Source organism: Micromonospora endophytica (genome assembly GCF_003236305.1).
GTDB classification, from domain to species: domain Bacteria; phylum Actinomycetota; class Actinomycetes; order Mycobacteriales; family Micromonosporaceae; genus Micromonospora; species Micromonospora endophytica.
The window spans coordinates 16,559-29,644 of record NZ_POTX01000052.1; the positions used below are offsets into that span (position 1 = coordinate 16,559).

The following is a 13,086-nucleotide window of genomic DNA, read 5'->3' on the forward strand; positions in this document are numbered from 1 at the left end:
CCAGCGGCATTGGTGGCGGAGCGCGATCCCCCGTTCAGGTTCGCCGGTGCGCCGGCGGCGACCCTGTCGCCGGCACCGGTGTTCTCAGGATGACGTTTTCCAGCCCGCCCGAGAACGCTGACCCGCGCAACTTGCGGATAACTTGAGCAAGCTGCGTGCCTTGCGGGGACGCGCTCAGCCCTGGCGGGGTTGCGGTACGCGTACCGCCGCCATGCCGGCCGCGGTGGCGGCCTCGATGCCCAGGTCGGCGTCCTCGAAGACCAGGCAGGAGCGCGGCGGTACGCCGAGCAGTTCGGCGGCGCGTAGGAACGGCTCCGGATCGGGCTTGGGGCGGGTGTAGTCACCGGCGCAGACCAGCACGTCGAAACGGTCGAGGATGCCGAGGGCGTCGAGGGAGGCGGTGACCGCCTCCCGGGTGCTGCCGGAGACCACGGCGAACGGGATGCGGCCGTGTGCGTCGTCGATGTGGTGCAGCACCCCCGGGATGCCGGTGGCGGTCGGCAGCAGCTGCTGGAACAGCTCCTCCCGACGGGCCACGACCTGCTCCACCGGCATCCTCAGACCGTGCTGTGCGTTGAGGGCGACGATGATGTCGGCCGTCGGCCGCCCGGCCCAGGCGTAGAAGAGCGTCTCGGGGAAGGGGCAGTCCCACTCGTCGAGGCACTGCCGCCAGGCCGCGTAGTGCTGGGGCATCGAGTCGACGATGGTGCCGTCGCAGTCGAAGAGGTACGCCTGGAACTCACCGGCGGGCAGGGGCAGCATCACGCCGACCAGGCTATCGGTCGGCGTGCACCGCCCATCCCACCGGTCCGGGCCGCCGATACCTGACCAGCGGTCAGAGTCGCTGATACATGACCAGCAGGTCGACGTGGCCGGCGGTGGGGTGCCGGAAGCCGGCCGGGATGCGGCCGACCACCTCGAACCCGAGTGACCGCCACAGCCGCACCGCCCGGGTGTTGGTGGAGACCACGGCGTTGAACTGCATCCCGTGGTAACCGTCGGCGCGGGCCAGGTCGAGCACGTGAAGACCGAGGGCGCGCCCGATCCCGCGTCCGGCTGCGGCCGGGGCGACCATGAAGCTGGCGTTGGCGATGTGGTCGCCGGGGCCGAGCTGGTTGGCGGTCAGCTTCGCCGAGCCGAGGATGGTGCCGTCGGTGTCGACGGCGACCACCGTGCGCCCCGGGGGCGGCACCAGCCACATCTGCCGGGCCCGTTCCTCGTCGACGTCCCGCGGCCAGGTGTACGTCTCCCCGGCCGCGACGATCTCACGGAGAAAGGGCCAGATGCCGGGCCAGTCTGCGGTGCTCGCGATCCTGATCTCCATCGCCGGTGAGCATGCCACCGGCCGCCGGCACCGGCCAGCGAAATTCCCCGCCACCCGCTGCGGCCCCCGGTGGACGAACCGTGTCGTCCGTCGATCGGTGGACAACACCGATGTTTGCGTGCGCAAACATCGGGTAGTCGTCCAAGCTGACCCAAAATCGGAAAGGACGTGCGATGGCGGCACAGATCAAGGTGGCGGTGATCTACTACAGCGCGACCGGCATCACCTACCAGATGGCGCAGGCGGCGAGTGAAGCCGCCGGTGAGGCGGGCGCGGAGGTACGGCTGCGCAAGGTGCGGGAGCTGGCACCGGACGAGGCGATCCGCTCCAACTCGGGATGGCAGGCGCACCGGCTGGAGACCCAGGACGTCCAGGAGGCCGAGCCGGACGATCTGAGCTGGGCCGACGTGGTGATCTTCGGTTCACCGACCCGGTACGGGATGATCGCGGCGCAGCTCAAGCAGTTCATCGACACCACCGGCCCGCTCTGGGCGAACGGGGCGCTGGCCAACAAGGTGTACTCGGCCTTCACCTCCACCGCCACCGAGCACGGTGGCCAGGAGTCGACGCTGCTGTCGTTGTTCGGCGTCTTCTACCACTGGGGCGGGATCGTGGTCACGCCCGGCTACACCGACCCGAGCCAGTTCGTCGCCGGAAACCCGTACGGCGCCTCGCACACCAGCAACAACGGCGAGATCGCGCCGGACCACGTCGCCCTGGCGGCGACGGCGCTGACCGCCAAGCGGGCGGTGCTCATCGGCGCCGCGCTCAAGCAGGGACTGGCCGCAGGCTGAGCCGGGACCGGCGGTCCGGGCGGGGGCTCTCAAACCCGCCCGGACCGTCGGCTGTCACAGCGCTACCCCCGATCGGTGCGTCTATGCCTGGGCGTGACCCGACAACTCCCCGGCCGGTGTCGGCAGCAGGTCCCGCAGCAGCTCGGCCAGGACCGCCACGCCGTCCGGGCTGAGCACCGACTCCGGGTGAAACTGCACCCCGGCGAAGCCCCGGCCACGCAGCGCGTGCACCGCACCGTCGGCCTCGTCGCGGGCCAGCCCCACCGGACCGTACGCCCCGTCCAGCCGGTCGCTGCCGGCCCGAGCGGTGAAGGTGGAGTAGAAGCCGACCCGCCGATCCGTGCCGAACAGCGGCACCACCCGTTGCAGCCCCTGATAGGGCGCTGACCGGCGGTGCACGGCCAGCCCGAGCAGGCCGGCGAGAAGCTGGTGACCCAGGCAGACGGCAAGTGTCGGCTGCCCCTGCGCCAGCAGCGTGACCAACAGCGCGCGGAGGGCCTCCATCTTCGGGGTGTCGCCGGTCGGGTCGCCCGGCCCCGGACCCACCACCACCAGGTCGTACCCGGACACCGGCCCGGCGTCCTGCCACGGCCGGACGGTCACCGCCAGCCCCAGCGCGCCGAGCTGGTGGGCCAGCATCCCGGTGAAGGTGTCCTCGCCGTCGACGATCAGGGCCCGACGACCGGCCAGCCCCGGCAGCGCGAGCGCACCCGGGGGCCGCTGGTCCAGCCAGAACCGGGCCAGCGGGGCGTTGCGGGCGGCCAGGGCGGCGCGCACGTCGGGGTCGTCGGCGAACCGGGCCGCCGACCGGTCGCCGGCCTGCGCCGCCTGCGGTCCCAGTCCGAGGGCGGCCAGCACCCCGGCGGCCTTGGCGTGGGTCTCGGCGACCTCGGCCGCGGGCGTGGAGTGCCGGACCAGCGTCGCCCCGACCGGCACCCGCAGCTCACCGGCGGGGGAGATCTCGGCGGTACGGATCAGGATCGGCGCGTCGAGGGTCTGCCGGCCGGCGTCGTCATGACCGAGCAACGCCAGCACCGCGCCGTAGTAGCGCCGCCCCGCCGGTTCGTGCCGGGCGATCACCCGGCAGGCGTTCTCCATCGGGCTGCCGGTCACCGTCGGCGCGTACATCGTCTCCCGCAGCACGTCCCGTACGTCCTTCGAGCCGCGACCGGCGAGCAGGTACTCGGTGTGCGCCAGGTGCGACATCTCCTTCAGATACGGCCCGATGACCTGGCCACCGTGCTCGGCCACGCCGGCCATCATCTTCAGCTCCTCGTCGAGGACCATGTACAGCTCCTCGATCTCCTTGGTGTCGGCGAGGAAACGCAGCAGCGCGGCCCGGTCCACGCTCGCGCCGGTGTGCCGGAAGGTGCCGCTGATCGGGTTCATCATGACCAGCCCGTCGTCGACACTGACGTGCCGTTCCGGACTCGCGCCGACCAGGGTGCGTGTCCCGGTGTGCACCACGAACGTCCAGTACGCGCCGCGTTCGCGCCGCAACAGCGACCGCAACGCGGCAAGCGCGGCGGTCACCGGGGCACCCTGCACCCGGGCGTGCAGGGTGCGGTGGATGACGAAGTTGGCGCCCTCGCCGCGACCGATCTCCTCGGCGAGCACCCGGGCGACGATCGCGGCGTACTCGTCGTCGGTGACGTCGAAGGCCGCGCCGGTGGTGCGTACCGGGGTGTCGGGCAGCGCGTCGATCGCCTCGGTCAGCGACAGCCGGTGATGGCCGGCGATGCGCAGGCACTCCAGCGGCACGCCGTCGTCGACACAGGCGAAACCCCGCTCGGCGACCTGCCGGTACGGCACCAGGGCCAGGGTGGCCGGTCCGGACAATCCGGTGGGCAGCGGGATGTCGGCGAGCCGGTCGACGGTGTGCACCGTACCGGTGAACAGGTCCAGGTGGTCGGCGCCGTCCCGGCGGACCAGCGCGAACGGGCCGGGATCGGCGCCGGTGGCGAGGGTGGCGAGCAGGTCGGTCAGCGGGGTCATCGGTCTCCTCGGGGCCTTGCGCCGCCGTCGGAGCGCGGCCCACGGGCCGGGAAGTGACCGGCGGCCGCCTCGTCGGGCGGCCGCGTGGGAAGTTACGCGCGGGGGTGGGCCGCCGAGTCAGCGGGCCACCAGCAGGTCAGTCGCGCGTGCATGCGCTCACCCTACGCGCCCGGCGTCGGCCGGAGAAGCCGATCGGCGTACCCGGTGCGCGGTGCGGTTGTGCCGCCGGAACCAACGGGTACGTTGACCGGCGATGAAGATTCTCGCACTCGACCTCGGCACCTCCTCGGTACGCGGGCTCGTGCTGGACGGCGACCTCCGGCCACTGCCGGACGGACTGGCCCGGCGGAAGGTGGTGCTGACCGCCGCCGACGACGGCACCGGCACCCTGGATGCCCGCGTCTACCTGGACTGCCTCCTGGCGTGTCTGGACGAGTTGAGCCAGCGGGGCCGACTGCGTGGGGTGGAGCTGGTGGCGGTCAGCGCCCAGTGGCACTCGGTGCTGCCGCTCGGGCCCGACGACGAACCCCTCGGCCCGGTGCTCACCTGGTTGGACACCCGCCCCGAGCCGCCGGCGGCACAGGCCGGGCCGGTCGACCCCGACGCCTTCCACCAGCGCACCGGCACCTGGTGGCACCGCTGTTACTGGTCGATGCGGCTGCCCTGGTTGCGGGCGCGACTCGGCGGTACGCCGACCCGCTTCGTCGGACTTGTCGAGTACGTGCTGGGGCGGCTGCTCACCGACGCGCCGATGTCGGTGTCCCAGGCGTCGGGCACCGGCCTGCTGGACCTCTGCACGCTGGAGTGGGACGCCGAGGCGTGCGCGCTGGCCGGTGTCCGGGGCACGGAACTGCCCGAGCTGGCGCCGCCGGACTGGACCGGCCGGCTGCGTACCGGATCCGCCCGTCGCTGGCCCGACCTGGCTCGGGCGCGGTGGACCGCACCGATCGGTGACGGCGCCGCCTCCAACGTCGGCTCCGGCTGCGTCGACCCCACCCGCGCGGCGGTCACCGTCGGCACCTCGTCGGCGGTACGGCTGCTCCAGCGGATGCCCGCCGGAGCGCAGTTGCCGCCGCTACCGGACCGGCTGTGGCGCTACCGGGTGGACCACGACCACGTGGTGACCGGGGCGGCGTACTCCTCCGGGGGAAATCTGTTCGCCTGGGCCCAACGGACGCTGCGGCTGCCCACCGGCGCGGAGCTGGACGCGGCGCTGGCGGCGCTGCCCCCCGACGGCGGCCGGCCGGCGGGCGTCGGCTTCGGCGGCGACCGGCCGCCGGGTCGGCGACCGGCCGGCTCGGGTGAGCTGCGCGGGCTGGGCTTCGGCACCACCGCGGTGGAGCTGCTGGCCGGGCTGATGCACGGGGTGTGTGAGCAGGTCGTCGACGATCTGGTCGGGCTGGAGTCCACGGTCGGCCAGCAGGTGCAGGTGGTGCTGGGCGGCGGCGCGATGGCGGCCTCGCCCTGGTGGCGTCAGGCGTTCACGACCGTGCTGGCCCCCCGTACGGTGCGCTTCGGACGCCACGCCGAGATCGGGGCGACAGGTGCGGCGCTGGTCGCCTGCGGCCGGATCGCCGAGGCTGCGACGGTGGCCGACATCGGCCGGACGGATGATCAAACTTCGCCGGCCACGGCATAGGGTGACGGCCGGCGGTACCCTTCCTGAACCGTTCATAAGGGCAGGCCGTTGACACTGCTCCGGGGCCTGGTTGGATGGACGGCGCTCCCCGGGTCGCGGCGGACGCGTGGGGAGGAGGAGGGCGTGGGTGTAGGGCCGGACACGGTGAACGAGGTGTCGCAGCATCGTCGGCGCCGCTTCGATGTCCGGGTGGTTGCCCACCGGCGTCGTTCCCCGCTGCGCCTCCAGGACTGGCGGATGCGCACCAAGCTCGCCACCGTACTTGTCATCCCCTCGGTCGCCTTCCTGGTCCTGGCCGCGGTGCAGACCCAGGAACTGGTCGGCCGGGCCAGCACGCTCGGCAACTTCGCCGCCCAGGTGGGCATCGGGCGGGAGATCACCAACCTGATGCACCAGTTGCAGCAGGAACGCGACCGTACGGCGGGTGAGCTGTTCGCGCTGCGGGTCGCCGGCGCGGACGGAGTCGACGCGGCGGTGGGCGCGCTGCGGCCCTACCGGCTCGCCTCGGACCAGGCGGAGCAGGCGCTGCGCGACGCCGCTGAGCCGCTCACCGACGACGACTCCGCCTGGGCGGACACCTACGCGGTCGCCGCACAGGCGTACCAGCAGGTCGACTACATGCGCGACGTGCTCACCACGGTGGTGCTCAGCGACGACACCGTCCTCGGCAACTACCACCGGGCCATCGACGCGCTGCTGACCCTGCTCGCGCAACCCACGCCGGGTGCCGACCGGCCCGAGCTGTCCGACGCGGTGCTGCGCTACGTGCAGTTCGCCCGGGCCAAGGAGCTGTCTTCGCGGTTGCGGGCGGAGCTGTACGCCGCGGCCCGCGCCCGTACCTACGGCGACACCACCGCCGCGGAGCTGACCGAGCTGCGGTCGCGGCAGTTCACCGCGCTGGGTACGTTCCGGGTCGCCGCCACGAACGCGCAGGTGGCCCGCTACGACCGGCTGAGCCAGGATCCGTCCTTCGCCGAAGCGTCCCGGTTGGAGGAGCGGGCTCTGACGCAGGGGACGACCGCGCCGAGACTGCTGCGGGCCGACGACTGGTGGACGGCGAGTGAGGCGCGGCACGAGCTGCTGCGGGAGGTCGAGAACGAGGTGCTGGCCGCCTCGGCGGCACAGGCCGACCAGGCCAGCAGCCGGCAGCTCCGCGAGACGCTGCTGGTGGTCGGCGTGGTCATCACGGTGCTGCTGGGGGCGGTGCTGATCTCCGTGCTGATCGGCCGGTCGCTGGCCCGCTCGATCCGGCAGTTGCGATCGCAGGCGTTGCGCATCGCCCAGGTCGAACTGCCCGAGGCGCTGGCCCGGTTGCGGTCGGTCTCCGGGGGCGTGCCGAACATCGACGTCGCTCCGGCGGTGGTGCGGTCCCTCGACGAGATCGGCGAACTCGCCGAGGCGTTCGTCGCGGTGCACCGCAGCGCGGTCGGGGTGGCGGTCGAGCAGGCGGTCATGCGGCGCAACGTCAACGCGATGTTCGTCAACCTCGCCCGACGCAGCCAGGTGCTGGTGGAGCGGCAGTTGGAGCTGCTCGACGACCTGGAACGTGAGGAGGGCGATCCCGACCAGCTGGAGAACCTGTTCAAGCTGGATCACCTCGCCGCCCGGATGCGCCGTAACGACGAGAGCCTGCTGGTGCTGGCGGGCAGCGAGTCGTCCCGCCGGTGGAACCGGCCGATCGGGCTGGGCGCGGTGCTGCTGGCGGCCAGCGCCGAGATCGAGCAGTACCAGCGGGTGCGGCACGAGGCAGTGGCCGACCTGCACCTGGTCGGGCACGCCGTCGGTGAGCTGGTGCACCTGCTCGCCGAGCTGCTGGAGAACGCCACCGCGTTCTCCCGGCCGGACACCGTCGTGCAGGTGATGGCGCGGGCCGACGGCACCGGTGCGGTCATCGAGATCGCCGACCAGGGCCTGGGCATGACCCCGAACGCGTTGGCCGAGGCGAACGAGGTGCTGGCGAAGCCGCCGGCCGCGGATGTGGGGACCGTCGAACGGATGGGTCTGTTCGTGGTCAGCCACCTGGCCGCCCGGCACGGCATCGAGGTGCGGCTGCACGGTGGCGCAGGTGGCCTGGTGGCCCGGGTCCGGCTGCCCGGCGCGTTGTTGGCGGCGGCGCCACCGCCCAGCCTGGACCCGCCGCCGTCGCGGCGCGGGCTGCCGGCCGAGGCGCACCGGCCGAGCGTACCCAGCAGTCCAGACCTCGCGGAGCTGCCGGTCGCCGGACGGCGACCGGTGAGCGTGCCCCGCCAGCCGCGCCCGGTGCCGGTACGCGCGGAGGACGTGCTCGCCCCGGCGGTGCCGGCGTCCACCGGGAGCGGCTGGTGGTCCCGGGAGGGGCCGTCGGCGGGCGTCTCGACGGCCGGGGCCGGTGCCCCGGCGCCACCTGCGGTGCCGGTGACCGCCGGCACCAACGACCGCGGCCTGCCGCTGCGGGTGCCGATGGCGCAGCTGAGCGCCGTCACCCAGCCGGCCGGCCCGCAGCAGCGCCAGTCGACTCGGCACGACCCGGACCCGGACGCGGTGGGCGGGATGTTGTCGAGGTTGTACAGCGGTGTACGCCGGGCAGAGGCTGAGGAGACCACCGAGATACCCGTGCCACCGCCCGGGATGTGGAACCAAGGAGGACAGCAGTGACGACCTTGTCGCAGGAGGCTCGCGACCTGAGCTGGTTGGTCAGCGGGTTCGCGGAGCGGGTGCCGGGAGTGGCGCACGCGGTGGTGGTCTCCTCCGACGGCCTGTTGGTGGCGATCTCCGACCACCTGCCCCGAGACCACGCCGACAAGCTCGCCGCGGTGACCTCGGGCCTGATGAGCATCACGGCCGGCGCGGCCCAGATGTTCGACGGCGACGTGGTCAAGCAGACAGTTGTCGAGATGGGACGGGGCTACTTCCTGGTGATGCAGATCCGCGACGGCTCGATCCTGGCCACCCTGGCGGCGGCCGACGCCGACATCGGTGTGGTGGGCTACGAGATGGCCCGGCTGGCCAAGCAGGCCGGGGAGATGCTCACCCCCGCCCTGCGCGCCGAACTTCAGCAGGCGCTACCGCACTGATCCGTCACTCCGCCGCGTCAGCGCGCGGGGGGTCGGGACTGATCCGTCACACCGCCGCGCCAGCGCGCGGGGGTCGGGTCGCGTCGGTGCCGCCCGGCTCCCCGCCCGGCGGAGGTGCCGGATCTGCGCGGCCCGGTCAGTGGACGCGGAGGCCGTGCAGCAGGCGGGCGAGCGCGGCCCAGGTGTGGTCCAGCGCGTTCGGGGTGGTCGTCGTGGCGAGCCACAGGGCTGCCTCGTTCATCGCGCCGGAGAGCAGGTGGGCCAGGGGTGCGACCGGTTGCGCCGGGATGGTCCCGTCCGCGACGAGGTCGGCGAGTGCCTCGGCGAGGTGACGGGCGGACGCCGCCTCGTCCAGCGCCCGCCACTCGGCCCAGCCCAGCACGGCCGGCCCGTCGATCAGCATGATCTGTTGGACGCCGGGGGCGGTGCTGGCGGTGAGGAACGCCCGGCAGCCCGCCGTCAGCCGGGTCCACGAGTCGGGTTGCGCCTCGGCCGCGGTGACGATCTGCTCGGCCACCTCCTGCTGCACCTGCTCCAGCACCGCCCGGAAGATGTCGGCCTTGCTGTCGAAGTGGTGGTAGAGGGCGCCCTTGGTCACCCCGGCCGCGGCGACGATCTGGGCCAGCCCGACGGCCGGGTATCCCCGCGCCGCGAACAACAGCCGGCTCTGGCGTACCAGTGTCTGCCGGGTCTGCTCTCGTTGTTCCGCCCGCCGCATGCCACCACCCTCACTCCGTACCGCTATTGACATACCAATGGTATGCCAATAGCGTCCATTCGCATACCAGCGGTATGCGAATGGGAGTGACCATGCACGTGACCAGCTTTTACCCAGTGATCTGCACCGACCGGCTCAAGGAGTCGCACGCGTTCTACGCCGAGTGGTTCGGCTTCGAGACCACCTTCGCGGCGGACTGGTACGTCAGCCTGCGCCGCGAGTCGTACGAACTCGCCCTGGTGGACTCCACCCACCCGACGATCCCGGACGGCTTCCGGCGACCGGTCGGCGGGCTGCTGCTCAACATCGAGGTGGCCGACGTGGACGCGCAGTGGCAGCGCCTCGTGGTCGCGGGCGGGCAGCGGGCCGAACTGGAGCTGCGCAGCGAGGACTTCGGGCAGCGACACTTCATCGTGGCCGACCCCAACGGAGTGCTCATCGACGTCATCACGCCTATCGAACCCACCGGCGAGTACGCCGCGCAGTACACCGACCCGGCACGATCCGCCTGACCGCCGCCGATTACCGCAGCCCGTACCCGGTCGGTCGGGAGGCGAGCCACCAGGCGACGCAGGCGGCGACGGCGACCACGCCGCTGAACACGAACGGCGCCTCGATGCCGACGCCGGCCGCCAGCGCGCCACCGGCCAGCGCACCGAGGGCTGTGCAGCTGTAGGTCACCAGCCGGGAGGCGGCGATGACCCGGCCGAGCAGACCGGTCGGCACCAGTCGCTGACGTACGGAAAGCGCGGCGACATTGAGCACGGCGAACGCCGCGCTGGTGGTGGCCACCACGACCACCGCGGCGGCCCGGTTCGGCGCCACCACGAGCAGGACCGGTACGCCCGCGGTGGCCGCCATCGACCAGGTGAGCACGGTGCGGTGCCGGAACCGGGCGACCAGCCGGTCGGCGGCGAACGAGCCGATCAGGCCGCCACCCGCGCCGGTGGCGAGGAGCAGACCGAAGCCGACCGCACCGAGGCCGAGAGCTTCCCGGGCATAGAGTACGAAGATCGCAAACCAGGCGGTGTCGGCGGCGGCCACGGCGGCGGTGACCAGCACCAGGGTCCGCAGCATGGGTTGGTGGATCAGCCAACGCACCCCGGCCAGGGGGCCGTCGCCTTCGGTGGCCGGGTTGTCGGCGCCGGGGGCGACGGTGACCCGGTGGGCCAGGGTCAGCGGCAGCGAGAGCACCAGCATCACGGCCAGCGCCAGGGCGGCACCGTTGACGGCGAACGGGATGGCGGCGCCGACGACGAACAACAGGGCCCCGACCGGCGGTCCGACGAACTCGTTACCGACGATCTCGCCGGCGACCAGCCGTCCGTTCGCCTTCTCCAACTGGGCGTCGGCGACGAGCCGGGGCACGGCGGTCTGGGCGGCGGTGTCGCGGATCGTCTCGCCGACGCCGAGCAGGAACGCGGCGACCACGACCAGCGCGATGCTCACCCACCCCAGGGCGATCGCGGCGGCCAGCGTGCCCAGCACGACCACCCGGCCGGTGTCGGCGGCGGCGAGCAGCGTACGGGCCCCGCGACGGTCGGCGAGGACCCCGGCGAACAGGCCGGAGACGAGCCAGGGCAGGAACTGAGCGGCGGCGACCGCGGCCACCGCCAGCGGATTGTCGGTGAGCGCGGCCGCCAGCAGCGGGAACGCAGCCACCCGAATACCGTCACCGAGGTTGGCCAGCGCGGCAGCGCTCCAGAACGTCCAGAATTGCCGCCCGAGCGACCGGGGATTCTCCACGCCTTGCGACTCTAACGACTCAGGCGCCCCACCATGCGCCCGCCGCTCCCGGTGTCCTGCCCGCCCGCCTCCGGCGCGTGCCGCCCACCTCCGGCGCGTGCCGCCCACCGCTTCCGGCGCGTGCCCGCTCGCCGGGAGCGGATGTTAGGAGGGGGCCCCTGCTATACACGAGGCGTTAACAGGGGGCCCCTCCTTACACATCAGAGGGCGTTGTCGGTGATGACCTGGCGGTACCAGTGGGCGCTGCGCTTGAGCACCCGGCGCTGGGTGGGGTAGTCGACGTAGATCAGGCCCCAGCGCTGGTCGTAGCCCTCGGCCCACTCGAAGTTGTCCAGCAGCGACCAGACGTGGAAGCTCTCCAGCGGCACCCCGTCGGTGACGGCGCGGTGGGCGGCGGCCAGGTGGTCGCGCAGGAAGGTGACCCGGGCGGTGTCCTCGACCGTGCCGTCGGCGGCGAGCACGTCGGGGGTGGGCAGTCCGTTCTCGGTGACGGTGAGCGGGACCGGGCCGTAGTCACGGGTGACCCGGGTCAGGATGTCGTACATCCCGTCCGGGTAGATCTGCTGCCAGCTCGCCTCCGAGGTGGGCCAGCGCCGGGCGGTGCCGCCGTCGGCGGTGACGTAGATCGGGGTGTAGTACTGCACCGCGAGCAGGTCGACCGGAGAAGAGATGATCTCCAGGTCACCGTCGTGGATGCCGCGGACCATCCGGCTGCTGGGCCCGAGGTCGGCCAGCACGTCCTCGGGATAGCTGCCGTGGAACGTCGAGTCGAGGTAGAGCCGGTTCTCGTAGCCGTCGTACAGGCGGGCTGCCTCGGCGGCGCCGGGGGAGTCGTCGGCGGGGTAGCAGGGGTGCAGGTTGAAGGCGGGGCCGATGCGGCTCTCGACGCCGCCCGCGCGCAGTGCGCGTACGGCGAGTCCGTGGGCGAGTTGCAGGTGGTGGGCGACGAGGTACGCGGCGTCCGGGTCCTGCTGGCCGGGAGCGTGATGGCCTTGCAGGTAGCCGTTCTGCACGACGGTCTTGGGCTCGTTGATGGTGAGCCAGACCGGCACCCGGTCGCCGAGGGCGGCGAAGAGGATGTCGGCGTAGTCGGCGAAGCGGTGGGCGACGTCGCGGGACTCCCAGCCGCCGACGTCCTGAAGAGACTGCGGCAGGTCCCAGTGGAACAGCGTGGCCATCGGGGCGATGCCGCGCTCGTGCAGCCCGTCGACCAGGCGGCGGTAGAAGTCGAGGCCGCGTTGGTTGGCGGCGCCGGTGCCGTCGGGCTGGATGCGCGGCCAGGAGATGGAGAACCGGTAGCTGCGCAGCCCCAGGTCGCGCATCAGATCGAGGTCTTCGGCGTAGCGGTGGTAATGGTCGGCGGCCACGTCGCCGGTGTCGCCGTTGCGGATGCGGCCCGGGGTGTGGCTGAAGGTGTCCCAGATCGACTCGCCCCGGCCGTCCTCCTTGGCGGCGCCCTCGATCTGGTACGCCGAGGTGGCCGCTCCCCAGCCGAAGTCGGGCGGGAACGGCAGGCGGGTGGCCGGGGCGACGGCCGGGTCGGTGCGGTCGTCCGAGCGACAACCGGCCAGGGCGGTGGTGCTGGCGGCCGTGGCGGTGGTGCCGGCGGCAGCGCGGGCCGGCCCGGCCTGGGCGGCGGCCGAGAGCGCCGCGCGACGCAGCAGGTGGCGCCTGGTGAGCATCGACATGGGTTCTCCTCAGGGATGGGTTGACCGCCTGCGGCCGGGAGCGCTCCCAATAAAGGGTAAGGCGTGGGCGGTGGCCACCGGGGCCGGGACTCGCAGCGGGTGGGACAGCCGCGGTGGCGGGGTGTCAGG

General features: G+C 72.7%; 11 protein-coding genes. 5 read left to right on the plus strand and 6 right to left on the minus strand.

Annotated elements, in window-relative coordinates; all coding sequences use genetic code 11:
• Nucleotides 1-174: 174 nt before the first annotated feature.
• Together C1I93_RS10650 and C1I93_RS10655 are read right to left on the minus strand one after the other, a co-directional pair.
• A complete protein-coding gene (locus C1I93_RS10650; RefSeq protein ID WP_420811774.1) occupies nucleotides 175-762 on the minus strand; it encodes an HAD family hydrolase in 588 nt (195 codons plus the stop codon).
• Nucleotides 763-835: 73 nt separating this feature from the next.
• A complete protein-coding gene (locus C1I93_RS10655) occupies nucleotides 836-1,324 on the minus strand; it encodes a GNAT family N-acetyltransferase (RefSeq protein WP_111243086.1) in 489 nt (162 codons plus the stop codon).
• A 173-nt stretch (nucleotides 1,325-1,497) separates the two neighbouring features.
• Between C1I93_RS10655 and wrbA the strand changes: the two genes are divergently transcribed.
• Nucleotides 1,498-2,118: an NAD(P)H:quinone oxidoreductase gene (gene wrbA / locus C1I93_RS10660; RefSeq protein ID WP_111243087.1), complete on the plus strand. Its 621-nt coding sequence runs from the start codon at nucleotides 1,498-1,500 to the stop codon at nucleotides 2,116-2,118.
• 81 nt (nucleotides 2,119-2,199) lie between these two features.
• Here the strand turns inward: wrbA and C1I93_RS10665 are convergent, their stop codons facing one another.
• Complete coding sequence (locus C1I93_RS10665) at nucleotides 2,200-4,113, minus strand: anthranilate synthase family protein (RefSeq protein ID WP_111243088.1); 1,914 nt, start codon at nucleotides 4,111-4,113, stop codon at nucleotides 2,200-2,202.
• A gap of 253 nt (nucleotides 4,114-4,366) precedes the next feature.
• Between C1I93_RS10665 and C1I93_RS10670 the strand changes: the two genes are divergently transcribed.
• The 3 genes from C1I93_RS10670 to C1I93_RS10680 all read left to right on the plus strand — a co-directional run bounded on the left by C1I93_RS10670 (nucleotide 4,367) and on the right by C1I93_RS10680 (nucleotide 8,805).
• On the plus strand, nucleotides 4,367-5,752 hold the full coding sequence (locus C1I93_RS10670) for an FGGY family carbohydrate kinase (protein ID WP_111243089.1): 1,386 nt from the start codon (nucleotides 4,367-4,369) through the stop codon (nucleotides 5,750-5,752).
• A gap of 123 nt (nucleotides 5,753-5,875) precedes the next feature.
• Complete coding sequence (locus C1I93_RS10675; RefSeq protein ID WP_223256535.1) at nucleotides 5,876-8,386, plus strand: sensor histidine kinase; 2,511 nt, start codon at nucleotides 5,876-5,878, stop codon at nucleotides 8,384-8,386.
• Nucleotides 8,383-8,805, plus strand: coding sequence for a roadblock/LC7 domain-containing protein (locus C1I93_RS10680; RefSeq protein WP_111243091.1), 423 nt, complete (start codon nucleotides 8,383-8,385; stop codon nucleotides 8,803-8,805). Before C1I93_RS10675 ends, C1I93_RS10680 begins: the two co-directional genes overlap by 4 nt.
• Nucleotides 8,806-8,941: 136 nt before the next feature.
• On the opposite strand, the gene C1I93_RS10685 is transcribed toward C1I93_RS10680, so the two are convergent.
• A complete protein-coding gene (locus C1I93_RS10685) occupies nucleotides 8,942-9,523 on the minus strand; it encodes a TetR/AcrR family transcriptional regulator (RefSeq protein ID WP_212808342.1) in 582 nt (193 codons plus the stop codon).
• A gap of 92 nt (nucleotides 9,524-9,615) precedes the next feature.
• Here C1I93_RS10685 and C1I93_RS10690 point away from each other — a divergent pair, with 92 nt between their 5' ends.
• The gene (locus tag C1I93_RS10690; protein WP_111243099.1) at nucleotides 9,616-10,035 is read left to right on the plus strand and encodes a VOC family protein; all 420 of its coding nucleotides are present in this window, start codon (nucleotides 9,616-9,618) and stop codon (nucleotides 10,033-10,035) included.
• 10 nt (nucleotides 10,036-10,045) lie between these two features.
• On the opposite strand, the gene C1I93_RS10695 is transcribed toward C1I93_RS10690, so the two are convergent.
• Both C1I93_RS10695 and C1I93_RS10700 read right to left on the minus strand, forming a co-directional pair.
• Nucleotides 10,046-11,269: an MFS transporter gene (locus tag C1I93_RS10695; RefSeq protein WP_111243093.1), complete on the minus strand. Its 1,224-nt coding sequence runs from the start codon at nucleotides 11,267-11,269 to the stop codon at nucleotides 10,046-10,048.
• 200 nt (nucleotides 11,270-11,469) lie between these two features.
• A complete protein-coding gene (locus C1I93_RS10700) occupies nucleotides 11,470-12,957 on the minus strand; it encodes a GH1 family beta-glucosidase (protein ID WP_111243094.1) in 1,488 nt (495 codons plus the stop codon).
• Nucleotides 12,958-13,086: the final 129 nt, after the last annotated feature.

Coding starts and splice junctions, on each gene's coding strand:
- C1I93_RS10690 (WP_111243099.1), top strand. CDS start 9,616: ATGCACGTGACCAGCTTTTACCCAGTGATCTGCACCGACCGGCTCAAG.
- C1I93_RS10665 (WP_111243088.1), bottom strand. CDS start 4,113: ATGACCCCGCTGACCGACCTGCTCGCCACCCTCGCCACCGGCGCCGAT.
- C1I93_RS10700 (WP_111243094.1), bottom strand. CDS start 12,957: ATGTCGATGCTCACCAGGCGCCACCTGCTGCGTCGCGCGGCGCTCTCG.
- C1I93_RS10685 (WP_212808342.1), bottom strand. CDS start 9,523: ATGCGGCGGGCGGAACAACGAGAGCAGACCCGGCAGACACTGGTACGC.
- wrbA (WP_111243087.1), top strand. CDS start 1,498: ATGGCGGCACAGATCAAGGTGGCGGTGATCTACTACAGCGCGACCGGC.
- C1I93_RS10650 (WP_420811774.1), bottom strand. CDS start 762: ATGCTGCCCCTGCCCGCCGGTGAGTTCCAGGCGTACCTCTTCGACTGC.
- C1I93_RS10655 (WP_111243086.1), bottom strand. CDS start 1,324: ATGGAGATCAGGATCGCGAGCACCGCAGACTGGCCCGGCATCTGGCCC.
- C1I93_RS10670 (WP_111243089.1), top strand. CDS start 4,367: ATGAAGATTCTCGCACTCGACCTCGGCACCTCCTCGGTACGCGGGCTC.